Origin of the sequence: Curvivirga aplysinae, from assembly GCF_009711445.1 — a bacterium.
Lineage (GTDB): Bacteria > Pseudomonadota > Alphaproteobacteria > UBA8366 > Aestuariispiraceae > Curvivirga > Curvivirga aplysinae.
Genome location: NZ_SMMC01000179.1, coordinates 1 through 24,228, shown reverse-complemented (window position 1 = coordinate 24,228; position 24,228 = coordinate 1). Strand labels below are relative to the sequence as shown.

General features: G+C 43.0%; 24 protein-coding genes and 2 riboswitches. Of the genes, 11 read left to right on the top strand and 13 right to left on the bottom strand.

Features of this window, described 5'->3' with window-relative positions:
* The first annotated feature begins 23 nt into the window (after window positions 1–23).
* Window positions 24–896, top strand: coding sequence for a phytanoyl-CoA dioxygenase family protein (locus tag E1160_RS09280; protein WP_155154873.1), 873 nt, complete (start codon window positions 24–26; stop codon window positions 894–896).
* 69 nt (window positions 897–965) lie between these two features.
* Here the strand turns inward: E1160_RS09280 and gcvP are convergent, their stop codons facing one another.
* The 5 genes from gcvP to E1160_RS09255 form a co-directional block, all read right to left on the bottom strand.
* A complete protein-coding gene (gene gcvP, locus E1160_RS09275; protein WP_155154872.1) occupies window positions 966–3,881 on the bottom strand; it encodes an aminomethyl-transferring glycine dehydrogenase in 2,916 nt (971 codons plus the stop codon).
* Window positions 3,882–4,044: 163 nt separating this feature from the next.
* On the bottom strand, window positions 4,045–4,422 hold the full coding sequence (gene gcvH / locus E1160_RS09270; protein ID WP_155154871.1) for a glycine cleavage system protein GcvH: 378 nt from the start codon (window positions 4,420–4,422) through the stop codon (window positions 4,045–4,047).
* 57 nt (window positions 4,423–4,479) lie between these two features.
* Window positions 4,480–5,622 carry a glycine cleavage system aminomethyltransferase GcvT gene (gene gcvT, locus E1160_RS09265; RefSeq protein ID WP_155154870.1) on the bottom strand — a complete coding sequence of 381 codons (1,143 nt, stop codon included), beginning with the start codon at window positions 5,620–5,622 and terminating at the stop codon, window positions 4,480–4,482.
* 86 nt (window positions 5,623–5,708) lie between these two features.
* A riboswitch (glycine riboswitch) is annotated at window positions 5,709–5,823 on the bottom strand.
* Window position 5,824: 1 nt separating this feature from the next.
* Window positions 5,825–5,936, bottom strand: a riboswitch (glycine riboswitch).
* A 122-nt stretch (window positions 5,937–6,058) separates the two neighbouring features.
* A complete protein-coding gene (locus tag E1160_RS09260) occupies window positions 6,059–6,607 on the bottom strand; it encodes a hypothetical protein (protein ID WP_155154869.1) in 549 nt (182 codons plus the stop codon).
* A 98-nt stretch (window positions 6,608–6,705) separates the two neighbouring features.
* Window positions 6,706–6,966, bottom strand: coding sequence for a CDGSH iron-sulfur domain-containing protein (locus E1160_RS09255; RefSeq protein ID WP_155154868.1), 261 nt, complete (start codon window positions 6,964–6,966; stop codon window positions 6,706–6,708).
* A gap of 127 nt (window positions 6,967–7,093) precedes the next feature.
* On the opposite strand from E1160_RS09255, the gene ispH reads away from it, so the two are divergent.
* The 3 genes from ispH to rnhA are packed head-to-tail and all read left to right on the top strand — an operon-like array spanning window position 7,094 to window position 9,487.
* Window positions 7,094–8,038 (top strand): 4-hydroxy-3-methylbut-2-enyl diphosphate reductase, encoded by a 945-nt coding sequence (gene ispH, locus E1160_RS09250; RefSeq protein ID WP_155154867.1) that lies wholly within the window; start codon window positions 7,094–7,096, stop codon window positions 8,036–8,038.
* Between the two features lie 19 nt (window positions 8,039–8,057).
* Window positions 8,058–9,023 (top strand): homoserine kinase, encoded by a 966-nt coding sequence (locus E1160_RS09245; protein ID WP_155154866.1) that lies wholly within the window; start codon window positions 8,058–8,060, stop codon window positions 9,021–9,023.
* Window positions 9,024–9,031: 8 nt separating this feature from the next.
* The gene (rnhA, locus tag E1160_RS09240) at window positions 9,032–9,487 is read left to right on the top strand and encodes a ribonuclease HI (protein ID WP_155154865.1); all 456 of its coding nucleotides are present in this window, start codon (window positions 9,032–9,034) and stop codon (window positions 9,485–9,487) included.
* A 1-nt stretch (window position 9,488) separates the two neighbouring features.
* Here rnhA and dusA read toward each other — a convergent pair whose 3' ends face one another.
* Complete coding sequence (gene dusA, locus E1160_RS09235) at window positions 9,489–10,517, bottom strand: tRNA dihydrouridine(20/20a) synthase DusA (protein WP_155154864.1); 1,029 nt, start codon at window positions 10,515–10,517, stop codon at window positions 9,489–9,491.
* Window positions 10,518–10,634: 117 nt separating this feature from the next.
* Between dusA and E1160_RS09230 the strand changes: the two genes are divergently transcribed.
* Window positions 10,635–11,387: a maleate cis-trans isomerase family protein gene (locus E1160_RS09230; protein WP_155154863.1), complete on the top strand. Its 753-nt coding sequence runs from the start codon at window positions 10,635–10,637 to the stop codon at window positions 11,385–11,387.
* Here E1160_RS09230 and E1160_RS09225 read toward each other — a convergent pair.
* Window positions 11,384–12,577: an alpha/beta hydrolase gene (locus E1160_RS09225; protein ID WP_155154862.1), complete on the bottom strand. Its 1,194-nt coding sequence runs from the start codon at window positions 12,575–12,577 to the stop codon at window positions 11,384–11,386. The genes E1160_RS09230 and E1160_RS09225 overlap by 4 nt on opposite strands.
* A 197-nt stretch (window positions 12,578–12,774) precedes the next feature.
* Here E1160_RS09225 and E1160_RS17445 point away from each other — a divergent pair, with 197 nt between their 5' ends.
* A complete protein-coding gene (locus E1160_RS17445; RefSeq protein ID WP_155154861.1) occupies window positions 12,775–14,757 on the top strand; it encodes a methyl-accepting chemotaxis protein in 1,983 nt (660 codons plus the stop codon).
* A 93-nt stretch (window positions 14,758–14,850) separates the two neighbouring features.
* On the opposite strand, the gene E1160_RS09215 is transcribed toward E1160_RS17445, so the two are convergent.
* The 3 genes from E1160_RS09215 to E1160_RS09205 all read right to left on the bottom strand — a co-directional run bounded on the left by E1160_RS09215 (window position 14,851) and on the right by E1160_RS09205 (window position 16,895).
* Window positions 14,851–15,423 (bottom strand): HD domain-containing protein, encoded by a 573-nt coding sequence (locus tag E1160_RS09215; protein WP_155154860.1) that lies wholly within the window; start codon window positions 15,421–15,423, stop codon window positions 14,851–14,853.
* A 29-nt stretch (window positions 15,424–15,452) separates the two neighbouring features.
* Window positions 15,453–16,556 carry a 2-trimethylaminoethylphosphonate dioxygenase gene (gene tmpA, locus E1160_RS09210; protein ID WP_155154859.1) on the bottom strand — a complete coding sequence of 368 codons (1,104 nt, stop codon included), beginning with the start codon at window positions 16,554–16,556 and terminating at the stop codon, window positions 15,453–15,455.
* 135 nt (window positions 16,557–16,691) lie between these two features.
* Window positions 16,692–16,895, bottom strand: coding sequence for a hypothetical protein (locus E1160_RS09205; protein WP_155154858.1), 204 nt, complete (start codon window positions 16,893–16,895; stop codon window positions 16,692–16,694).
* A 373-nt stretch (window positions 16,896–17,268) separates the two neighbouring features.
* Here E1160_RS09205 and clpB point away from each other — a divergent pair, with 373 nt between their 5' ends.
* The gene (gene clpB, locus E1160_RS09200) at window positions 17,269–19,866 is read left to right on the top strand and encodes an ATP-dependent chaperone ClpB (RefSeq protein ID WP_155154881.1); all 2,598 of its coding nucleotides are present in this window, start codon (window positions 17,269–17,271) and stop codon (window positions 19,864–19,866) included.
* A 128-nt stretch (window positions 19,867–19,994) separates the two neighbouring features.
* A complete protein-coding gene (locus E1160_RS09195) occupies window positions 19,995–20,405 on the top strand; it encodes a hypothetical protein (RefSeq protein ID WP_155154857.1) in 411 nt (136 codons plus the stop codon).
* Between the two features lie 28 nt (window positions 20,406–20,433).
* Here the strand turns inward: E1160_RS09195 and E1160_RS09190 are convergent, their stop codons facing one another.
* Window positions 20,434–21,132 (bottom strand): NnrU family protein, encoded by a 699-nt coding sequence (locus tag E1160_RS09190; protein WP_155154856.1) that lies wholly within the window; start codon window positions 21,130–21,132, stop codon window positions 20,434–20,436.
* 105 nt (window positions 21,133–21,237) lie between these two features.
* Here E1160_RS09190 and E1160_RS09185 point away from each other — a divergent pair, with 105 nt between their 5' ends.
* From E1160_RS09185 to E1160_RS09175, 3 genes are all read left to right on the top strand, one after another.
* A complete protein-coding gene (locus tag E1160_RS09185; RefSeq protein WP_155154855.1) occupies window positions 21,238–21,546 on the top strand; it encodes a hypothetical protein in 309 nt (102 codons plus the stop codon).
* Window positions 21,547–21,626: 80 nt separating this feature from the next.
* Complete coding sequence (locus E1160_RS09180; RefSeq protein ID WP_155154854.1) at window positions 21,627–21,917, top strand: DUF3253 domain-containing protein; 291 nt, start codon at window positions 21,627–21,629, stop codon at window positions 21,915–21,917.
* A gap of 5 nt (window positions 21,918–21,922) precedes the next feature.
* Complete coding sequence (locus E1160_RS09175; RefSeq protein WP_155154853.1) at window positions 21,923–22,846, top strand: DMT family transporter; 924 nt, start codon at window positions 21,923–21,925, stop codon at window positions 22,844–22,846.
* Between the two features lie 61 nt (window positions 22,847–22,907).
* On the opposite strand, the gene folD is transcribed toward E1160_RS09175, so the two are convergent.
* Together folD and E1160_RS09165 are read right to left on the bottom strand one after the other, a co-directional pair.
* Window positions 22,908–23,801, bottom strand: a complete 894-nt coding sequence (folD, locus tag E1160_RS09170; RefSeq protein WP_155154852.1) for a bifunctional methylenetetrahydrofolate dehydrogenase/methenyltetrahydrofolate cyclohydrolase FolD — start codon at window positions 23,799–23,801, stop codon at window positions 22,908–22,910.
* Between the two features lie 176 nt (window positions 23,802–23,977).
* The coding region (locus E1160_RS09165) for a YggT family protein (protein ID WP_155154851.1) at window positions 23,978–24,228 on the bottom strand (251 nt) is incomplete at its 5' end.

Genomic DNA, 24,228 nt, shown 5'->3' with positions numbered 1-24,228 from the left:
TTAATGAATAAGGGAAAGACATTATGGACAAAATTGACATAGCAAAGCTGAAGAAAGAATTTGATCAGGACGGTTTTGTGATGATCCGTAATGGAATTTCTGATGAAGCTTTATCAAGATTAAATAAAGAACTACAGACTTGGATCGAAAAATCCAAAGAATATATTGCCCCCTATGGTGAAATGTTGGATGGCAGGCCACGTTTTGATCTGGAAGAAAAAAGCCATTCAAAAGAAAATCCAGCTTTACGGCGTATTGGTGCGCCGATTGAAGTATCAGATGTTTTTCTTGAATTTGTCCGAAAAAATAAAGGTCTGGAATTAACACATAAGATATTTGGCACTGCTATTAAATTATGGGCCAGCAAGATCAATCTGAAATTACCTAATTCAGGTACAATTGTGAAATATCATCAGGATTTTCCATTCGATCCTCATAGTAATGATGACATGATAACAGCGCTTTTCTTCCTTGATGATGTTACGGAAAAAAATGGTCCATTACGTGTTGTGCCTGAAAGTCATAAAGGTCCGTTATATTCCCATTTTCAGGATGGGATATTTACGGGTGCAGTCGATGCAAATATTCAACAAGAATGCCGAGAGAAATCGGTCAGTTGTATCGGGAATGCTGGTGATATTTGCTTGATGCATGCAAATACCCTGCATGGGTCGGGGCAAAATCTAACAGATAAATCCAGAAACTTGCTGATTGTTACTTATGTCGCGGAAGATGCCGCCCCGCTTGTGGCAAATCCGATCCCGCATAAATACGATAGCGAAATTGTTTATGGAGAAAGAAGCGGTAAAATCCGATCGAAAGCATTCACCTTGGAATTACCGGAATATCCTAAGGAAGCTTCATTCTTTGCACAACAATCAAAGCAGGCAAACTAATCTCAAAGAAAAAACGGGCGGTGATTGCTCACCGCCCAGTTTAGTCTCACTTATATTATTATCAGGAAATTATTCAGCCGCTTCCATATAAGCTTCCATTGGTGGACATGTGCAAACCAAGTTACGGTCGCCGTATACGTTGTCCACACGGCCTACTGGTGGCCAGAACTTATCGTCGCGTTTGGTGTCTACCGGGAAGAATGCTTCATTCTTGCTATATGGTAGAGACCAGTCACCCTTCATCAACAAGCCATATGTATGTGGTGCATTACGCAATACATTGTTTTCTGGGTCAGATTTGCCGGATTCAATATCTGCAATTTCCTTACGGATTTGGATCATCGCATCGCAGAAGCGATCAATCTCAACCAAGCTTTCACTTTCTGTTGGCTCAATCATCAATGTATCTGCAACAGGGAAAGATTGTGTTGGCGCATGGAAGCCGAAGTCAATCAAACGTTTAGCAATATCTTCGGACCCGATACCACAAGCTTCTTTGATGCCACGAATATCAACGATACATTCATGCGCAACAAAACCGTTAATACCTGTGTAAAGAACCGGATAATGATCCGCCAAACGTTTTGCGATATAGTTGGCATTCAAAATCGCAACTTTGGTCGCTTTGGTTAGGCCTGCACCACCCATCGCCTGGATGTAAACCCAAGTGATTGGAAGAATACTGGAGGAACCCCAAGGTGCTGCAGAAACCGCACCAATTGTACCTTCATCACCCTCTGCAGGGTTAAGACCAGGCACTTGGTTATGACCGGATAGATATGGTGCCAAGTGAGATTTCACACCGATTGGACCCATACCTGGACCACCACCACCATGTGGGATACAGAATGTTTTATGCAAGTTAAGATGACTTACGTCAGATCCGATTTTGCCCGGTTTCACCAAGCCAACCATCGCATTCATGTTCGCACCATCCATGTAAACCTGACCGCCATGGTCATGGATGATCTGACATACTTCCTGAACAGCTTCTTCAAACACACCATGGGTAGATGGGTATGTGATCATCAAAGCAGCTAGGTTATCGGAATATTGTTCAGCTTTTGCTCTTAAATCGTCAACGTCAACGTTACCGTCATCATCACATTTAGTTACAACAACTTTCATACCGGCCATAACGGCTGAAGCAGGGTTGGTACCATGCGCAGAAGATGGAATTAAGCAGATATCACGATGGCCTTCACCACGTGCTTGATGGTATTTGGCAATACATAGAAGACCTGCATATTCACCTTGAGAACCCGCATTAGGTTGTAGGGACATTGCATCGTAACCTGTGATCTCACAAAGTGCAGATTCCAACTCTTCAAACAGTTGTTGATAACCTTGTGTTTGATCCTCTGGAGCAAATGGATGCAGATGAGAGAAGTTACGCCATGTCACTGGCAACATTTCAGATGTTGCATTTAATTTCATGGTGCAGCTACCCAATGGGATCATTGCACGGTTCAAGGAAATATCACGATCACGTAACCAGCGAATATAGCGTAATAATTCTGTTTCAGAATGGTAGCTATTGAATACTTCATGTGTCAGGAAGTCTGTTTTACGTTGTAGGTTTGCAGGTATAGTTGTGATTGCACTATCATCAAGACCTTCAATAGAAATATGATCTAAAGCATCCGACTTGAAAACGGTCCAAAGTGTCTCAATATTTTGACGTTTGGTTGTTTCATCTACAGAGATACCGATATGGTCGGCATCTACAACACGAACGTTAATGCTTTTTTCACGTGCTTTCGCTGCCAAGCGATGTGCTTGTCCACGTACTTTTACAGTGATCGTATCGAAATAGCTGTCTGTAACAATGTTCAGACCCATTTCTTTAAGGCCATTTGCCAAAATAGTGGTCATGCGATGCACTTTGTTAGCGATACGCTTAATGCCTTCTGGGCCGTGATAAATAGCATAGAAACCAGCGATAACCGCTAATAATGCCTGTGCGGTACATACGTTACTTGTGGCTTTATCGCGACGAATATGTTGTTCACGAGTTTGCATTGCCATGCGTAGAGCTGGTTTACCGTTGGAATCAATGGAGACACCAATCAAACGACCTGGCATGTTACGTTTAAACGCATCTTTTGTTGCCATGAAAGCAGCATGTGGACCACCAAAACCCATCGGTACGCCAAAGCGTTGAGAGGACCCAACAACAATATCTGCACCCATTTCTCCGGGCGGTGTGAGGATAGCCAAAGATAGAATGTCTGCGGATACTGTTGTTAGAACTTTATCAGCGGCCGCCTTTTCAATCACTGGACGTAGATCACGAACCTGACCACTTGAACCCGGATATTGAAGGGCAATACCAAATAAGCCACTTGTATCCAGATCGTCTGCATATGGATCACCCACAACAATTTCAAAACCCATGGAGCGTGCGCGTGTTTCAACAACTTCACGGATTTGAGGATGTGTATCTTGATCTAGAAAAAATGCATTTGCGCCTTTTTTCTTGGAAACACGATGAGACATTGCCATTGCTTCCGCAACTGCTGTTGCTTCATCCAATAGAGATGCATTGGCAAGTTCCATACCTGTTAAATCAATAACGGTTTGTTGGAAGTTTAACAAAGCTTCCAAACGACCTTGGCTGATTTCAGGCTGATACGGTGTGTAAGCTGTATACCAACCTGGATCTTCCAAAACATTACGTAAAATAACGGGTGGTGTTACAGTGCCTGAATAGCCCATACCCATCATGGTCACGAACACTTTATTGCGTTCGGAAATACGACGCAATTTAGAAACCGTATAGCGTTCTGTATGAGCTTCTGGGAGGTTTAAGGGCGCCTCATTAAGGATGGCTGCCGGTACTGTTTTATCAATTAAATCCTCTAAGCTGCTCACCCCAACTGTGTTCAGCATATGATTCAAAGTCTCATCATTTGGACCAATATGACGACCAACAAAATCGTCCCATTGTTCCAATTCGCTTAAGCTTGCTCTTGTTTCACTCATCGCATTTTCCCTACAAATATTAGCGCCCGTGAGATGGGCTAGTTTTGGGTATAAAATCCCGTTTGTAAAAAGCGGTATTTTGCCCCTTACATTATTTGTTTTTAAATTTTCAGTTTAGCCCGCTGGTGTTATATGTTTTCAGCGGGCTATGATATCAGTCGACTTATTCAGACTCTTCTGTGAAGTTTTTGTAGTCGTCTGCGCTCATTAGTTCTTCCAGCTCGGATTCTGCAGAAAGTTTGATCTTGAAGAACCAAGCATCACCTTCTGCATCTTCATTTACCAAGCCTGGGTTAGCTTCTAGTTCTTCGTTGATTTCAACAACTTCACCAGAAACTGGTGCATAGATTTCACTCGCTGCTTTTACAGATTCAACAACACCGGTTTCGCCGCCTTGAGAAACTGTGTCACCAGTTTCTGGCAATTCAACGAATACCACGTCGCCCAATGCTTTTTGAGCAAAGTCTGTAATGCCGATTGTTGCAACACCGTTATCTACAGATACCCATTCGTGATCTTCACTGTAACGAATTGTGCTCATAAAATTTACTCCCTTTAATCCTGAATAAGTGAGAACTTAATAAAAATATTGTTGGCTTTAGCCACGATAGTAACGCTGTTCGATGAAAGGCATTTTTGCAACTTTTGCAGGAACTGCCTTATTACGAACCATTAATTGAATGTCGGTACCAACTTTAGCATGATCAATTGCCACATAACCCATTGCAACTGGGCTGCCTGTTGTTGGACCAAAACCACCAGAGGTGATTTTACCAATTTCATTACCGTCCATATCGGTAATGATTGTGCCTTCACGTGCAGGTGCGCGTCCTTCCGGTTGGACACCAACACGTTTGCGGCTTACGCCATTGGCGATTTGTGCCAAAATCTTATCAGCACCCGGGAAACCACCTTCGGCTTCGCCACCCGCACGACGGGATTTACCAATAGACCATAGCAAGGCTGCTTCAATTGGGCTAGTGGTTGTATCAATATCGTTGCCATAGAGGCAAAGGCCGCTTTCCAAACGCAAGCTATCACGTGCGCCAAGGCCAATCGCTTCCACTTCTGGCTGATCCAGAAGGGCGCGCGCCAATGCATCGGCTTTTTCATTTGAAACAGAAATCTCATAACCATCTTCGCCGCTGTAACCTGAACGGCTAACAAGCAAAGTATCACCTTCAAATTCAACTTCGGTTTGGGTCATGAATGGTTGAGTGAGGACAGCATCACCAAGAACGCGCGCGGTCGCTTCCGCTGCTGCTGGGCCTTGGATTGCAAGAAGAGCACGATCAATAACAACAACTTCTGCTTTGCCTGCAAGCTTTTCATTCATCAGGGCATAATCTTGATCTTTGCACGCAGCATTCACCACAAGATACAAACGATCAGAATAATCAGGATTAACCGGTTTGGTCACCATTAGATCATCCAGAATAGTACCTTCATCGTTTAGGAATTGGCTGTAACGTTGTTGACCTGTTGTCAAACCTTGTAAATCCGCAGGGCAGAGGCTTTCAAGTGCTTGCGCTGGATTTTCACCAACCAACCAGCATTGGCCCATATGGGATACATCAAAGAGACCGGCTTTTTCACGAGTTTGAAGATGTTCTTTCAATACACCTAGAGGATATTGAACAGGCATGGAATAGCCCGCGAATGGTACCATTTTCGCACCAAGTTCTACGTGTAAATCGTGAAGCGCTGTGCGCAATAAATCTGTATCAGATGCAGAATCCATAAAGGGGTCTCCGACAAATCAAGGTTTTCATCATGTACCGGCATGTTTGTCTGCGTGACGAACATAACCGGACAAAGTTAAAAACCCCTTCTGTCATCGGAGCCTGAGAGTGTGACTGGCAGATTTCAGGGTGGGGACCATCATCCATCAGCTTACCCCTTCGGCGGAACAAATCTTACGAAAAGTTCACTTTCCAGAAGGCCCTCTACATGCGGTCCTTTTGCCTGAGAGATTCCGGGGCGGTTGCTCCTTCGGCGTCTATGGTCACCATGAAACTTAATCCATGATCCACTGATCTCTCCCACACATATCAACGGGCTGTCGTTTATAAGCTACAGAATGTCGTGCTCCTGTCAATAGCTTTTTGTGCATTTTTTTATTTGCCTAAAAAAATATTTAAGAACAGTAGCTTAAGAGAGTAATTTTTTGGGAAAAATTAATTTTCTCGATTGTATTTGTACTCTTCTTGGCTCAAACCGAAGCTGACGTAAATGATAAAATCGTCCGGTGATTGTTCTTCAGAAAATGGAACATCTACGCGAATTACTTCTTTGTAAACAATTTGGGATTGATTTGGCGGGAAGGTTAAATCTAGGGGTAATTTACGATGACCAATCGGGGCTGGGGCAATCAACTCGCCATCCGGGCCGACGATCCCGATAATGAGATCTATAACTTGTTTATTGGATTGATTTGCTGTTCCCTGAAGCGCTTGTATATCAATGTTTAAAAATACATCAGCATGATCATCATAAGCTTCGCAAACACCTGCGGCTCTTATCAGTTCTGCTTGTAATTCGATATCGGTGATATCGCGGCCGGGTCCTGGTTTAAATCGTGTTAGAACATCCGTATCTTTGATCACACGTACAGAGGGACAAACCACATCTTCCTGCGTTCTGCCAAGGCCTGCACAAGCGGTCAAAGCAGATAGAGTTAAAAGCAAAATTATGTTTCGCATAGATTTTGTGAAAAAATGTGACATGGAATATCCTGTGTTCAGGGTGATCTCGATATTTTAACTATATCGGCTAGTTTATAGAGATGGTCAAGTATTTGCCCCATGTTCATATTATTTTAATCTTATCCGTCAATTAAGCGAGCATGTTCCCCGTCACAAAGTGGCGGGCGCTTGGTCAGTTTACAGCCACAAAAAAACACCTGACGTGTTTTTGTTGCTTTATAGACAACAGGCGAAAAATCAGTTCCTTTATGTGCCCCATCACAAAAAGGCTGTTTGGCTGATTTACCACAGGCACACCAATAATAAGTTTTACCTTCTTCTACTTTTAATGAATAGGGCGCAACTTGAGGAATATCAGGTATCAGGTTTTTATCTTCCATTTTTTCTTTGTCCTGATTTAAAAACAATGTATTCGGTTTTCATATGTGAAGCCATAGTGTAAAACCGCTTGGAATGAAAGGCTAGCCTTATAAATATACTAAGAGATTCAGCTTGGTGGATTAGGATATGACGAAACAAAAACTAGAGATTGTATTGGCGGGGCCGCGCGGTTTTTGCGCGGGTGTGGATCGTGCAATTTTAATCGTAGAAGAAGCTCTGAAGAAATTTGGAGCACCTGTATATGTTCGTCACGAAATCGTTCATAATCGCTATGTTGTTGAATCCCTTGAAAATAAAGGGGCGATCTTTGTTGACGAATTGGATGAATGTCCAACGGATCGTCCTGTCGTTTTTTCTGCTCACGGCGTCCCAAAATCTGTACCAGAAGCTGCTGAAAAACGTCAGATGATCTATCTTGATGCCACCTGTCCATTGGTGTCAAAAGTGCATCGCGGGGCGGAACGTCATTTTGAAAAAGGTCGCCATATTATTTTGATTGGACATGCAGGTCACCCTGAAGTGATTGGCACAATGGGTCAATTGAATGATGGTGCGATGACATTGGTTGAAACCGTCGAAGATGTTGAAAAACTAGATTTTCCAGAAGATCAAGAATTGGCTTATGCAACGCAAACAACATTATCTGTGGATGAAACCAAAGATATTTTGGAGGCTTTGCAAGCGAAGTTCCCACAACTTCAAGGGCCTAAGCGCGAAGATATTTGTTACGCGACGACCAATCGTCAGGCCGCTATGAAAGCTGTGGCGGAAGATGTTGATCTGGCATTCATTATTGGCGCGCCAAACTCATCAAACTCCAAACGGCTGGTTGATGTGGCGAAGCAAGCAGGTGATATTCCAGCTTATCTTATTCAAAGAGTATCTGAGATTGATTGGAGCTGGCTTGACGGTATTGATAAATTGGGGATTTCCGCTGGTGCATCTGCCCCTGAAATATTGGTTGAAGAAGTGATTGAAGCCTGTCGCGAAAAATTCGATTTAACCGTTTTCCATAAAGTGACGGCCGAAGAAAATATCGAATTTAAGTTACCCCGCCTGCTCAAAGACTAAATAAGAAGAAGGAAAAGTAATGGCTGTTTATACGGAAGTTTCCGATGCAGATTTGCGTGAATTTTTAACCCATTATGATGTGGGCGAAATCGTGTCTGCCAAAGGTATCGCTGAAGGCGTAGAAAATTCAAACTATCTGCTAAAAACAACTAAAATGCCTTTGATTTTAACGCTTTATGAGAAGCGCGTTAATCCAGATGATTTACCATTTTTCTTAAACTTAATGGATCATTTAGCAGAAAAAGGTGTGAATTGTCCCTTACCTGTTCATGATAAAAATGGACAGGCTTTACGGGAACTTTGTGGACGTCCGGCGGCAATGATTAGTTTTCTTGATGGGATGTCCCCGAAACAGGTTATGCCCTTTCATTGTGCGGAATTAGGAAAGGCAATGGCACAATTCCATTTGGCAGGCGCCGATTTTGATATGGAACGGGATAATGCGTTATCTGTTGAGGGCTGGCGTAATCTTTTGGATGATTGCACAGACCGTGCGGATGAAGTGAAACAAGGGTTGGCCGCAGAATTGGAAGCGGAATTTGATTATCTTTCCAATCATTGGCCGACAGATTTGCCACGTGGTGTTATTCATGCGGATTTATTTACCGATAATGTATTTTTCTTGGATAAGAAATTATCCGGTATCATTGATTTCTATTTCGCCTGTACAGATTTCTATGCCTATGATTTGGCGATTTGTCTGAATGCGTGGTGTTTTGAACGTGATGGTAGTTTCAATATTACCAAAGCGAAACAGATGTTGTCTGGTTATAATAAAGTGCGCGCCCTTTCGATTGCGGAAATGGAAGCCTTGCCGATTTTTGCCCGGGGCAGTTCTTTGCGTTTCTTATTAACTCGTCTTTATGATTGGCTAAATCATCCTGAAGGTGCGTTGGTGAAACCAAAAGACCCAATGGAATATTATGGCTATTTGAAATTCCATGGTCATATTAAAAGTCCGACTGAATATGGATTAGAGAAATAGGAAAGCTAATGTCCAATCCTGTTGAAATCTTCACTGATGGCGCGTGCAGCGGAAACCCTGGACCGGGTGGCTGGGGGACTATCATGCGTTGGAAGGGCACCGAAAAGGAACTGTCCGGCGGTGAGTTGGATACAACGAATAATCGCATGGAATTAATGGCGGCTATTCAAGGTCTAGAAACTCTAAAACGTCCGATGCAAGTGGTCCTGACAACAGATAGTACTTATGTGAAAGACGGCATTACCAAATGGATTATTAACTGGAAGAAAAACGGCTGGAAAACAGCTGCAAAGAAACCGGTTAAAAATGCAGATTTATGGCAACGTCTTGATGCGGCTGTCTCCATCCATGATGTTAAATGGAAATGGGTCAAAGGCCATGCAGGCCATATTGAAAACGAACGTTGCGATGAATTAGCCCGCCAAGCAGCGAATAAAGTTCTCTTGGATGCGAATTCTGATTAAATTATGCTGCTGGATGACGTGCGGCTGCTTCTTCCGACACGAAACCAAGAGCCGTTTCCAATACCTCAAGTCCAGATTCTTTCTTATAGGCATTTTCGCTGAGATGGCGACGATATTTGCGTCCGCCCGGAATGCCTGCAAAGACACCTAACAAATGGCGTGTGATTTGTATGAGTGGTGTACCACGGGACAGTTCTTTTTCCACATAAGGATACATCTGACGTAACACATCATGTCGACTTGGTATGTCAGCAGGCTCACCAAAGATTTTGTGATCTGCTTCTACCAACATATATGGGTTGTTGTAAGCTGCCCGTCCAATCATAACCCCATCCACATGATTAAGATGTTCCAGACTATCTTCAATGGTCTGAATGCCACCATTGATGCTAATATGAAGCTCTGGAAATTCCTGTTTCAAACGATAGGCAAAATCATATTTTAATGGCGGGATGTCACGGTTTTCCTTGGGGCTTAATCCCTGCAAGATTGCCACGCGGGCATGGACGATGAAATGTTCGCATCCTGCTTTGGTAACAGTTTCTACGAAGTTGCGCATATAATCATAATGATCATTATCATCGATGCCTATACGGTGTTTGATAGTGACAGGCAGATCAACCGCATCCTGCATGGATTTAACAGCATCTGCCACCGTATCCGGTTCTGCCATTAAACATGCACCAAATCGACCATTTTGCACACGATCTGATGGACAACCCACATTCAGGTTTACTTCATCATAACCATATTTTTTTACAAGCTTGGCCGCATGGGCCAGATCATCCGGGTTATGTCCCCCTAATTGGCAGGCAACTGGATGTTCAGCTGTATCGAATTCTAGATGACGTTCCACATCTCCATGCAGTAACGCACCTGTGGTAACCATTTCCGTGTATAACAACATGTTACGGGACAATAGACGCAAGAAATAACGGTCAAAACGGTCCGTCCAATCCATCATCGGCGCGATGGAAAGTTTACGGGCGTTGGTTATCGGGTCAGGGCGTTTAAATGCGATGTCAGTCATAAGGGGCGTGATACTGCGAATATTGTTGTTTTGCAAGGGGTGAAGGGGGTGATTTTACTTCCTGGAAAAGAAGAAACCGTCTATATATTTTCTAGAAGGTGCAGTGGGAGCCACATAATGGAAATTACGAAAATCAATCCTGATTATCCAAAGTCTGAGTATTTTAGCGGCAAAAAATTGGGCCTTATTGCCTTAGCCACTGACCATATCATTGAAGATAATTTACGTGAGATGTTGGATAAATTTGATGTGTCGATCCTAACCAATCGAATTATTTTTGATGGGCAAGTGACACAGGATAGCTTGGCTGCAATGGCACAAGATTTGGAACGTGCGACCTATAACTTATTGCCTGATAAAGAGATTGATGTGATTGCCTATGGTTGTTCTTCGGGGACTGCAGCGATCGGGGAAGATCGATTGCGTGAAGAAATCCAAAAAGTAAAACCAAATGCAAAAGTGACTAATCCGATTACGGCGGCGACAGAAGCATTTCAGGCATTAAATGTGAAGAAACTGTCCTTGCTCACACCCTATATTCCGGATGTTAATAGAAAGGTTGGGGAAACCTTTGCCGCAAAAGGAATGGAAATTTTGAACATCGCGGGGTTTGGTGTTCTGGAAGATGCAGATATCACCCGTATTGACCCGGATGCTATTGTTAAAGAGGCAAAGGCGTGTTTGCATCCGTCGGCTGAGGCCTTGTTTTTGTCTTGTACGGCAATGCGATCTATTCAGGTGATAGAAACTTTGGAAAAGGAATTATCTATCCCTGTGGTGAGCAGTAATCAGGCAATCGCCTGGCATGGAATACGCTTAATGGGCCATAGAAACCCATCTGATAAATGGGGGCGCCTATTTCAATTTTAGTCTTGGGATGCTATCTGATCTTCAATGCCTAGGGTTTCGTAAATTGAGCCAATCATCTCGTTGAAATACGGATTATAGGTGAGGCGCCCATGGATTTTATTATCTTCAACATATCCATAATGAGAATACCAGATTTTGGCACCTCTTAAACATGCGTCTTGTTGTTCGGGTGTTTGTCCATTCTCACAAATGCGAATAGAAGCGTTGGTTCCGTAATAGGGATTATCCGGGCTAAATAGTGGGGCCATATGAGAGCCCGTTGAAATGCGTTGTTTTGGCAATGTCATGGGAAATTGATCAATGCGTGGATTTGCTTTTATTGGATCACCTAGCCATATCATGCGACTATCTGGATGGGTAAATTGCTTGTCAAAGATACGTCGAATGTTATCTGTATCAACAACACTGTCATCTTCGGCTAAGGCGATGAAGACAGGTTTGTGATATTCGCCATATTCTTCTAGTCGATCTGTCACCACATTGAAGGTTTCTGCATATAAAGCGCCACCATGTGTCGGCAATGAATTATAACGGATAAAGTTATCTTCCAATTCTGCATCGGCCCAAGGCATGACATCTTTCACCCATTTTGCCAATTGGATCATGGTTGTGCTTTTGGGTTTAAAGGCGGGGGAAAATAATAAAAGCCCAGAAATTTCGTCATCTTGTAAAGCATAATTAGTGACTAAATTGGCACCTGTTGAAAAACCACCCATCCATATTTCATTTACTTCCTGTTTCATCAAAGCAGCGTGATGTTCGACTAACAATTTCCAATCTTTATATTCAGGAAGCATTAAATCGGCTGGCCGACTACCATGACCGGGAATGAGTAGGCTTCGCACTAAGTATCCTTTTTTCACCAACTGGTTAGCGACGTCATGAAAACTATAGGGGGAGTCTGCCAGACCGTGGATCAGCAAGACACCTTTATTGGTTGGATAATCGGGACGTTTCTCAAAGGGGGAATTCACATCCAATTCAGTGGCTGTATCATGGCTGATAAACGCGCGATTCTTACCTAGCCAATCACGAGTTTCAGCTACATATTCTGCATAGGTCGCTTGGGTATAAGACGGCAGGTTTTTGTTTGGGATAAAACTGGCACCATCTGGCAGGTTGGTGCAGCCCCAAAGCACTAAACCAGCTCCTAATCCTATAACGGTTTTCACTATCCGTCCGAATGTCATCTTCTTAACTCTCAATCCAAATATTGACTGACCCTATACGATATAGGGGTGCGAATTAGATTATCTAGGGCGGAGAGCAAGTTTCTGTGTTTAAAAATTGCAGTGTAATATTATTACAGAAGTTCATTGTATTTTAAGGTTAGTAAGCTATCATTAACTTGTGGGGAACTTAAAATTTAATAATAAGGACCGGGAACGTGTTAAGAGGTAAGAAATTTTGGACGTTACGTAAAATTCTTCTGACAATCGCATTACTGTTTACGATAGGTATTTTTATAAATGCCATTTGGACGGCGAGTACCTATAAAAAACTTTTTTCAGATACAGTATCCGCCAGCCTAGCAACCAGCCTACAAGGTTTAGTTAATGATCGGATAGAACGTCAATATTGGACAAAAATTAATAACCAAGCAGCCAATTGGACCCGATTACCGGACCGTGTGAAGGCGGTCAAAGAAAATAATCTAAGACGGATTGAAGCGTCGGTGACGTCAATTGTTGAAGAGCCGATCTTTGCCACCGGTGAAATGATCTATGTAAATAGTGTCATATTCGATAAAGATTTTAATCTGATCAGCCAATCTAAAAAAGGCCAAGGAGAATCTGTTTTTAACTCCCATGCAGACTTGTTGGATCAATTAAAAGCAAGGGATAAAAAAGAACAACGCAAGGCAGTTGGCTATCACTGGACGACAGAAGAAGGACGTGCGGTGCATAGTATAGTAGCCCCAGTTGGTGGCTTTCGTGTTATTGGCTTTTTGGAAGTTGTGACCGATCCAAGTGTTGCGTTAGAAGGTCTATCAGATCCATTGGGTGGCGGTTTTATTCTGAACAATCTCAATGGTGAGTTGGTAATTGATGAAGGATTGACGCCCCAGACAACGGAAGCGCCTGAGGAGTCAGAAGGTAGTGGAGATGCTATTGAAGAAGAATCCAGCCTTTCTGATGAAGTTGATCTTTCTGGTGTAATCCGAACAGATGTTACATTGTTAAATGCCTTTGATCAGCCTTGGGCGACAGCTGTAATTGAAAGTGATATTGCGGATTTAAATCAGCAACTTGATAAACAACAATTTATTGCATTGGGAACTTTAAGCGCTTTTATTGCTATTGGCATATTGCTCGGTGCCATCATGCTGCAATTCATCACATTTAAGCCGTTGCGCAAATTTGCCGAGGCAATGCGGTCTATCGGTGATGGCGAAACAGATGTGGATATTCCTGAAACAGGAAATGATGAGATGGGCGTTATGGCGGAGGCGCTTGTTTTGTTACGTCAAAGTTCAATTGATCTTAAAGAAATTCAAGAACGTGTGGCTATCGAAAATGAGCAACGACAAACTGAGATGCGTAATAAATTGCAAAGCATGTCAGATCGACTGGATGCAGAATTAAAGGACACGGTTTCTTCTATTCAAGATAATATGGATAATCTTGGGAAAATCTCGCTGGAAATGGCTGAATCTGCCAAATCAACTGAAGAAACTTCGCAATCAGTGGCGCAGAGTTCAACACAGGCGACAGATAATGCGAATGCAGTCGTCGAAGAAACCCGTGCGGTAAGCGCCTCGTTTAATGAAATAGCAAAGCTGGCGGAACGTTCTTCTGATGTTGCTACACAGGCATCAAATGAGGCAGATGAAGCAAATAATGCTATCCAAGGGCTTGCGGAAGATGCGCGTAAGATTGGGGATGTGATTAACTTGATTGATGAAATTGCCGATCAGACAAATATGCTTGCCCTAAATGCAACGATTGAAGCCGCGCGTGCTGGTGAGGCTGGCAAAGGTTTTGCAGTCGTTGCCAATGAAGTCAAAAGTCTGGCAACCAGAACAGGTCAGGCGACAGCAGACATTAGCCAGCAAATTAGACAAATTCAGGGTCAAACAGAATTGGCTGTGAAAGGGATTTCGACGATTGCTTCGACCATTGGTGAAGTTAATGAATCAGCATCCTCAATTGTTGAAACGGTGATTGAACGTAGTGAAGGGGCTGAGAAAATCGCAGCGAATGTTCAAGAAACTGCAAATACTACGCAAATGGTTACTGATGAGATTGGCGGCATTACAGATCGTGCTGCGCAAGTAGGAAATCTATCTGAGCAGATCCAACAGGGGGCTCGTGAGGTTGCCGAAGGTATTGAAAATCTGAAAGATAGATTAGCAGGTATCATCCAGTAAAAGATAATTAATAGAGGATCATTTATATGTAAAAAAAAACCGGATAAAGCGACTTTGCTTCATCCGGTTTTATTCTGATAGTGAATTTTAAGATCAATTGATCAGGAATTTCAACATTAAGTCACGGTATTCTTCGATCTTTGGTGTTGCAACACCATCAACTTTGCCGGCTTCTTCGAAGCGACGGAGGTCTAGGGCGTCTTTCAGATGTGGGCTTTCTTCAAATTTTTTAACTTCTTCAGCAGACATAGGCCCCCCTTGAAGTTTTAGGGAATGCACAGAAGCTTCGGAGAGTTTGCCGAAATAATCCGGTTCAACGGCACAAAGATAGCGTTTTGCATCCACGTGCATACGGACAGGTTCGGTTACTTCTGGTGGGTAAAATTTCTTCAGGAAATCATCCGCAACATCCTCATGGCGACTATCAATTCCGTGATCGGCACAATCAAAATCATAATCATGCATGAAATGACCAACGTCATGAAGTAAGCTTGCAAGTATCACAGATTCTTTTGCCTCAAACTGATCTGCAACAACGGCACATTGCAACATATGCTCTGATTGTGTGATGGCTTCGCCAAGATATTCGTCTTGTCCACGTGAATTAAACATGTCGATTAGGAAATCAACCACATTTTCTTTAGTAACTGTTTTATGATCCTGCATTTTTAATCTCTCTTTTTTAGTGAGTTATTTTACTGTTTTGCTTCCCAGATATTGATCCAGCTGTTTAGGGAATCCTTATCTGCATAACTGCCTTGAAGATGGCGTTTTCCACCAGCGAAACCTTTACGTCCATGCAATACACGTTCATTGTCAAATAATACAAGTTCACCTTGTTTTAGTTTGAATAGAACTTCAACTTCTTCGCGATGCAACATATCTGAATATGCTAAGAGGGCGATATAGTAATCTTCCATAACATTTGCAGGTAAATTCAGTGGTGCTGCAGAACGGTTGTTGTATAGGATATGAGTGAAATGACCGAAATTATCTACGCCAATAACAGTTGCGCGGTTTTTCAAATCAGCCTTACCATCGCAGAAACGGAAATTAGCGTGGTAGCTTGAGAGTAAATCAAAATAGATCGGTTCTTCCTGACGAAGCAGTTCAGCCACATTATATCCATCCACGAATACGGATTCACCGCCATCATTGTTTGATTCAAGGCAATGTAAAGCTTGCAGGCCCGGAACCGGGTCACGATAGGGATTATCTGTATGCACATTTAGGCCCAAAGGAGTGAAGGCCAGATTGTTGGGGTTTTCTTCGGTGCGAACCTCAAACAACTTGCCGTAATTGGTTTCACGCACAAAGCCAAAACTGTTTAGAATATTCAAAACCGTACCTTCTTCCTGTGGTACATTTTGAATAATGCCAAAGCCATATTTGCGAACAGATTTTAACCAGTCGCACATGGCCTGTCCGCCTTTTTTTACTTCCTTATAATCGTGATAGATCAATGAAAGGTCTAGATCTTTACCCCAAATTTCATATGATTTTTCAGGGGCCTGATTGTCATAGGCATATGTTTTTAACCACTCAATCGGATAGGAAGATTGGCGATCCTCAGCATTGAAATTGATCTTGATTGTATCGCCATCAACTTCGGCTGATTTCATAGAAAAGTCGCGTGGTAATTCGGACCAATCAAAGAGACGTTGGCCATTTTTGTGACGTGCGTCTTCTTCTAATACGTTATCGCGCAACCATACAGCGTGAAACTGACTGCTGCTGCCATCTGCCCAAGTCAGGGTTAATTTATTTGGATCAAAATCGAGACTGTTTAACTGTGTCATCGCTGGTCGTCTTTCAACTATCTGTAAAATCTATGGGGATGAAAGATATATCTTATAACTAGCCTTATAGCAGATATCGAAAGTGAATTGGAAAAGAAGTTTCCTCAAAATTGTAATATAGGCATGAATGAATACTCATGATGTAATAAAAAGTTCATCTTCCCCAAGCCATTGTTTATGGTGATCTTCATGACGTATGTCCCATTGTTTTGATTCATAACTGTTACGATCTGTTTCTATTAATAACCAGCTGAGAAATCGTCCTAATCGTTCCGGATCAATTTGCGGCGAATTCGCATATTTGGCTCCATCAGAAAAGACAGATAAGTCTGCTTCCATACCTTGATCAAGAATGGGTGTTTTTATCAGGCCCGGAAGGATAATTCCAACTTGCCGGCTATTGTTACAATAACGGTATTTGTCATGATCTTTCCCTATACGTTTTCTTTTATGCTATGATAGGGTCGGTTAAGTCTTTTGGGTAATGATAAATTCCTGACATAAAAGCAATTTCTATGAATAAGGGTGCTTGGGTTTTTCAGGAAAAAATCCTTGAAGTAATGGTAAATGAACCCATATATTTATTGTGGATGCCAAGAATGGGTCCACATTAGGAAACGGGTTTAATGCCAAGAATTGGGTTAGGCCTTAAGGACAACTCTAAAAAGATATCTTGCCGTATGGGCGGGAGATGTCAGATATGAGGTTGAATATGAATTTTGAAAATTTCACAGATCGCTCTCGTGGTTTTATTCAGTCTGCACAGACTTTGGCGTTACGCAGTGATCATCAACGTTTTACCCCGGAACATTTATTAAAAGCTTTATTGGAAGATCAGGAAGGTCTTGCGGCTGGTTTAATTGAATCTGCAGGCGGCAATGCAAAGCAAGCGCTTGAGGCTGTTGAACTTTCTTTGTCCAAATTACCAAAAGTACAAGGGAGTGGCGCTGGGCAATTACATCTTGATCCAAGTCTTGCTAAATTATTTGATCAGGCAACACAGATCGCTGAAAAAGCAGGTGATAGTTTTGTAACCGCAGAACGATTATTGTTGGCCCTAGCCATGGCGGAAGGCACAGATGCAGCAGAAGCTTTGAAAAAAGCAAGAGTGTCTCCACAAAGTCTTAATCAAGCGATTAATGAAATCCGCAAAGGGCGCACGGCAGATAGTGCCTCTGCGGAAGATAAATATGATGCGCTTAAGAAATACGCGCGTGATTTAACTGAAGCTGCAGGTGAAGGCAAACTTGATCCGGTGATTGGGCGGGATGAGGAAATTCGCCGTACCATTCAAGTTTTATCGCGCCGTACCAAAAATAACCCTGTTCTGATTGGGGAACCGGGTGTTGGTAAAACAGCTATTATTGAAGGCTTGGCCCTTCGTATCGTGAATGGCGATGTACCGGAAAATCTGATCAATAAAAAATTGATGTCTCTTGACCTTGGGGCGATGGTAGCTGGGTCCAAATTCCGCGGTGAGTTTGAAGAACGTCTGAAAGCAGTGTTGGAAGAAATCTCTGCGGCGGAAGGGCAAATCATCTGTTTCATTGATGAATTACATACATTGATGGGGGCGGGTGCGTCAGAAGGCAGCATGGATGCGGCCAATATGCTGAAGCCTGCCTTGGCCCGTGGGGAGTTGCATTGCGTGGGTGCAACCACATTGGATGAATATCGCAAACATATTGAAAAAGATGCGGCCCTAGCACGACGTTTTCAAACTGTATTTGTGGCGGAACCAACTGTCGAAGATACCATTTCAATCTTACGTGGGTTGAAAGAAAAATATGAATTGCATCATGGTGTGCGTATCACGGATAGCGCCATTGTTTCTGCGGCAACCTTATCCAATCGTTATATTACGGATCGTTTCTTACCTGACAAAGCGATTGATTTGGTGGACGAAGCCGCTAGCCGTCTTCGTATGGAAGTTGATAGTAAACCGGAAGAAATTGATGAGTTAGATCGCCGTATCATCCAGTTGAAGATCGAACAGGAAGCTTTGAAAAAAGAAAAGGATGTGGCTTCAAAAGATCGTTTGGTGAATTTGGGCGTTGAACTTGCGGATATGGAAGAAAAATCCTTTGATCTGACGTCTAAATGGCAGGCAGAAAAAGCCAAGCTTAATGATGCAACAAGTATCAAGGAGCAGTTGGATCAGGCACGCGCGGAACTGGAACGGGTGCAACGTGACGGTCGTTTTGATCGTGCAGGTGAACTGGCCTATGGCGTTATTCCAGATTTGGAAAAACGCCTGCTAGAAGCAGAAGCCGCCAATGATCAGGCCATGATTGACGAAGAAGTACGTGATCAGGATATTGCTGCTGTGGTGTCCCGTTGGACGGGTGTGCCCGTGGATAAGATGTTGGAAGGCGAACGTGAAAAGCTTCTGGCAATGGAAAGTAATCTATCACGTCGTGTAATTGGTCAGGGTGAAGCGATTGAAGCTGTATCCAATGCTGTGCGTCGTGCCCGTGCAGGCCTTCAAGACCCGGATCGCCCTATTGGATCGTTTTTATTCTTGGGCCCAACAGGTGTCGGTAAAACTGAGCTTACCAAAGCACTGGCGGAATTCCTGTTTGATGATGACCAAGCTATGGTGCGGATTGATATGTCCGAATTTATGGAAAAACATGCCGTTGCCCGTTTGATCGGGGCACCTCCGGGCTATGTGGGGTATGATGAAGGTGGGGTGTTAACCGAAGCCGTGCGTCGCCGTCCTTATCAAGTTGTTCTGTTTGATGAGGTGGAAAAAGCCCATCCAGATGTGTTTAACGTATTGTTGCAAGTATTAGATGATGGTCGTTTGACGGATGGTCAGGGACGTACAGTCGATTTCCGTAATGTGTTGATCATTATGACATCTAACCTTGGGTCGGAACATCTGGCGCAACTAGCAGAAGGCGCGGATACAGAAGAAGCACGTGCTTCTGTAATGGAAGTTGTACGTAGTCACTTCCGTCCTGAATTCCTCAACCGATTGGATGAAATTTTACAATTCCACAAATTGACCCGTGACAATATGACCGGGATTGTGGAAATCCAATTACGCCGCCTGCGTCGTTTGTTGGAAGATCGCAAAATCACTTTGGACTTGTCTGCAGAAGCGGAAATCTGGCTCGCCAATAAAGGATATGATCCTGTTTATGGGGCGCGTCCGTTAAAACGGGTCATCCAGACCTATCTGCAAAATCCGTTGGCGACCAAAATCTTGGAGGCCACTGTGAAGGATGGTGAAACCGTGAAGGTATCCGTAGAAGGTGAGAGCATCACGTTAAATGGTGATGTGGTTGAGGCGAAAGCGGCTTAACCAAAGCAACTTTTAGGCAGGGTGATGGTTTGAACTGTCCCCTGCCAAGACACTAGATTAAGAATGAGATATATTATATACAATTGAATTAAATAGAGGGTTGAACTTAATTCTTTGGTGGGAAATTCGTGTCTAAAATTATCTCAATCATAATGGTTTCTATGCTTGTTGTGGCGTGCCAGAAGACGATTTCAAAAGAAGAACAGTTACGTAATGTGCAGCTTAAGAAAGAGTTGAATGCACGGGTTATTCCTTTAAATGCCGACTTGCTGTTTAGAGTCCTAGACGGACGTGGTGCTGATGATCGACCCTTTCATCTGGTGGTCTTGATCCGACAAGGTCATCAATATTGGCAAGATGCGCCTCTTGCCAAAAGTGCTGATTTACTTGTCCCGACAGTTCGCGCTTTGGCAGAACAATACCTATGTGAAACAGGTATTCTTTCAGCTGATGGTGTTGTTGTATCTAGGCTACCCGTGGAAAGTGAATATATGCCACTTCCTGCTAATGCTGTTCAGGTTAAATGTATTCCCGCCTAAGGGTTAACAATTCTAGAAATAAGTAATTTCACGATGGCATCAATGTGATACCCGCAATTGTTTCATGTCCGTAAATCAAGCCAACAAATAAAATTAATCCGCCTAACAAGCGCCATAGACCAATACCCTTCCAGTCAATTTTAACGCGCTTTTGCATTGCAGCTTGAAACGGGAAAATGGATGTGGTTAAGGCGATGACGCCCCAAGCAGGGTGATCAGCCCGACGTTGATCAATATGTAACATACCACCAATAGAAAGTAGTAGAATGCCAATGGCAATAATCATGGTGGAACGATCCCCATTTGATAGTAAATGACCGATCGCCCAGAGGCTGGTCGCCATTAACATTGGATGACGTGTAATGGTAATAATTCCTTTGGGAACATTCCCATTTGGATTGCTGTCATTTAGGTATTCTTCGCCCCCCACCATGGTTGGACTTTTAGTGGTAAGGGAGCAAAATAAAAGAATACAGGCTGGCAACATCAAGATTAATGTACCAAACCGCATAAACATAGGAGGTTCCCAGATCGGTTGATAAAAGGCATTTCCATAAGACACCAACATCCATGCAAATGTCAGAAAGCTGATGATGGAATAGGAAATCCGAAATCCCTTCTCACCGATTTTTGATATAATAGGTGTTCGAATAGCTGTACTTGAAAGCAAAAAGTGGCTAAGTACAAACAAGGCTGTGGCGAATGCCAGATTATCACTTACATCCATGGGTGGGCTCCAATCCCGATGAGTTTACCTTATCAGCCTATATATGGTTTTTATGTTTTAATGACTGCTAATATGCATCATGACAGGATTCGGGTTGGAAAATCTATGAGAAATAGTCTGAAATCACTGATTGACTTTACCATGCGCCGTATCATGGGCTTTGGTGGGGATGTGCCTAGGACCGAAGATGTGCAAAATTCTATTTTAAAGTTATTGCAAGATCACGGAAAGATTGAAGCAATTCAAGTTGTTGAGCTGCTTTATAATAATCATGCGCGTGATAGAATGGTGCGAGAGGTCTTGCAGGCTGCGCAAATTCTGGTAAATCATGGGCAGATACAGGCTTTTGATGCAGGAACCCGCATCGACCCCGTTTACGGAAATGAAGCCACCCAATTTAAGCTTGTCCTGTAAATCATAAATTCTGGTCCAAAATTGGACCTATTCAGGATATATAGAAATAACTAATCTCTTGCGGATAAGGAGCCAGACAAATGGCAGACACAGATGAAAAACCTTTGGACCCAGTTGCGGAAATGATCTTAAGCACACTTTCCCGTCTGGAAGAAGGTGAATTGATGTCACCTGAAAATCTGGCAAAGGCAGTTGCAGAATTCAAGCGTAAGCCAAAAGATGGACCACAACTATGGCGTCGTTACTTCAATGCGACCAAACAACAGGCAATTTTCCTAGCCCGTCAAGGCAGAGTGGAAATTATCCGTAAGGGAGAGGTAGCAGACCCGAATGATCTGAAAGGACTTTGGAAAGTTCGGATAGCTAAATAGGATATATGGACAACACAAATCGTATTGAAGCCTTTGTATTGGGCATTGGCTTCTGCCTGTTATGGAGTTCTGCCTTTATTGCAGGTAAATTTTCGATTATCAGCGCACCACCTCTTGGTTTTTTAATGGTGCGCTTTTTCTTTGCCACGGGTTTGATGTTATTGGTCATCCGTCTTTTTCAAGCAAAGAAAGAAAAAACATCTATAAAATTTACTTGGCAGGAAGTCTGGGTTGGTTCTTTACTCGGCCTGTTAAACAATGCGCTTTATCTTGGGCTTTGTTTCATTGCTTTTAAAACGACAGATGCGGGGGTCGTTGCGTTAATCGCCTCTGCGATGCCTTTGGTGACCGCGGTTTTGGCTAAGCCAGTCTTGGGTGAAAGCTTTACATTAAGAAAATTTATCGGCCTGATCTTGGGCATATTTGGCGTTTGGTATGTCTTACATGGCCGTGTGAACCTAGATGGTGGCTTGGATCCTTTTGGGATCACGATCACGATCATTGCAACGATTTGTTTGGGATTGGGAACAATCACCTATCGCAAATGGGGGACAGGGCAAGATACTTTAAATCTAAACCTGTTTCAGATGATTTCCTCTGCCGTTATTTTACTGCCAATTTCATATGTGATGGAAGATTGGGGTGCCTTTAGATTAGATGAATATCTGATAGGGTCGATGGCTTATTCGGCTGTGTTTATTTCCATTGGTGGATTGTTGATGTGGTTCCGCCTGATCAAGTTGATCGGGGCAGGTGCAGCTAGTAGTTTTCATTTCCTCAATCCTGGCTTTACCTTGATTATGGCTTGGGCGATTTTGGGCGAACCCATTGTGGGAACAGACTTGTTGGGGCTTATTCCCGTCGTAATCGGGATTATCCTTGTGACATGGACAGGACTTCCAAAAGCAAAGGTTTTAAAATCCGCATGAGTAAAAATAAAAAGGCGGCTCAGAACTGAACCGCCTTTTCTAATTTATAACGAAATCGCTATTACATTTTTGGTGCTTCTAGACCGTTTTGTTGGCAAGCAGCCGTTAATGTATTTACCAATAGGCATGCGATGGTCATCGGGCCAACACCACCTGGTACAGGGGTGATCGCAGATGCTTTTTCAACAGCAGATGCGAAGTCAACATCTCCAACTAGGCGTGTGCCGCCTTCTGGTTTTTCAATGCGGTTGATGCCAACGTCGATTACAACTGCGCCTTCTTTCATCCATTCGCCTTTAACCATTTCCGGGCGACCAACAGCTGCGACAACAATGTCGGCTGCGCCAACTTCTGCAGGTAGATCCGCTGTACGGGAATGGGCAACTGTCACGGTGCAGCTTTCTTGAAGCAACAAGTTGAACATTGGTTTACCAACAATGTTGGAGCGACCTACAACAACAGCTTTTTTACCAGATAGGTCACCACCGAAATGATCACGCAACATCAAGATACAGCCCAATGGAGTACATGGAACAAGGCCGCCAGCCATGCCAGTGTTTAAACGACCCACATTGATCACATGGAAACCATCAACGTCTTTGTCTGGGTTGATCGCGGATAAGACAGCTTCTTCATCAATATGTTTTGGCAATGGCAATTGAACCAAGATACCGTTTACTTTTGGATCATTGTTCAATTCTTCTACTTTTGCCAACAAAGCGTCTTGAGTTGTGTCTTCAGACATTTTGAACTCAAAGCTTTCCATACCAGCTTCGACAGTTTGTTTGCCTTTGTTGCGCACATAAACTTGAGAGGCAGGATCTTCACCCACCAAAACAACAGCCAAACCTGGTGTGATGCCGTTTTCAGATTTCAATTTTTCAACACCCGCAGCAACTTTTTCGCGGATATTTGCGGCAAAGGCTTTACCGTCAATAATCTTTGCGTCAGACATATTTATAAGTCCCTTGATGACAATATAGAATAAAAGCGCCTCACGGAGAGGCGCGGGGATTAATGTGTTTCAGATAGAAACACGAAATTCTCACACTGTTTGCATCTTAGGATTTCAAGTTATAGAAACCCTCTTTTTTTGCGACGCATTTCAGCCGGATAACGTCTATCTTTTCCTTAGATGCGACCTGCAAATTCAATCAATAGGCGCTGTGCAAACATCAATAGTAAAATCAACACAACTGGCGAAATATCAATGCCGCCAATATATGGGATTACCTTGCGAATAGGACGTAATGCGGGTTCGGTAATTTTATAAAGGAATTGCCCAATCTGGTTTACAAATTGATTGCGCGTATTCACCACATTGAAAGCAATTAACCAGCTTAGAATTGCGCTGCCAATCAATACATAAATATAGAGATTAA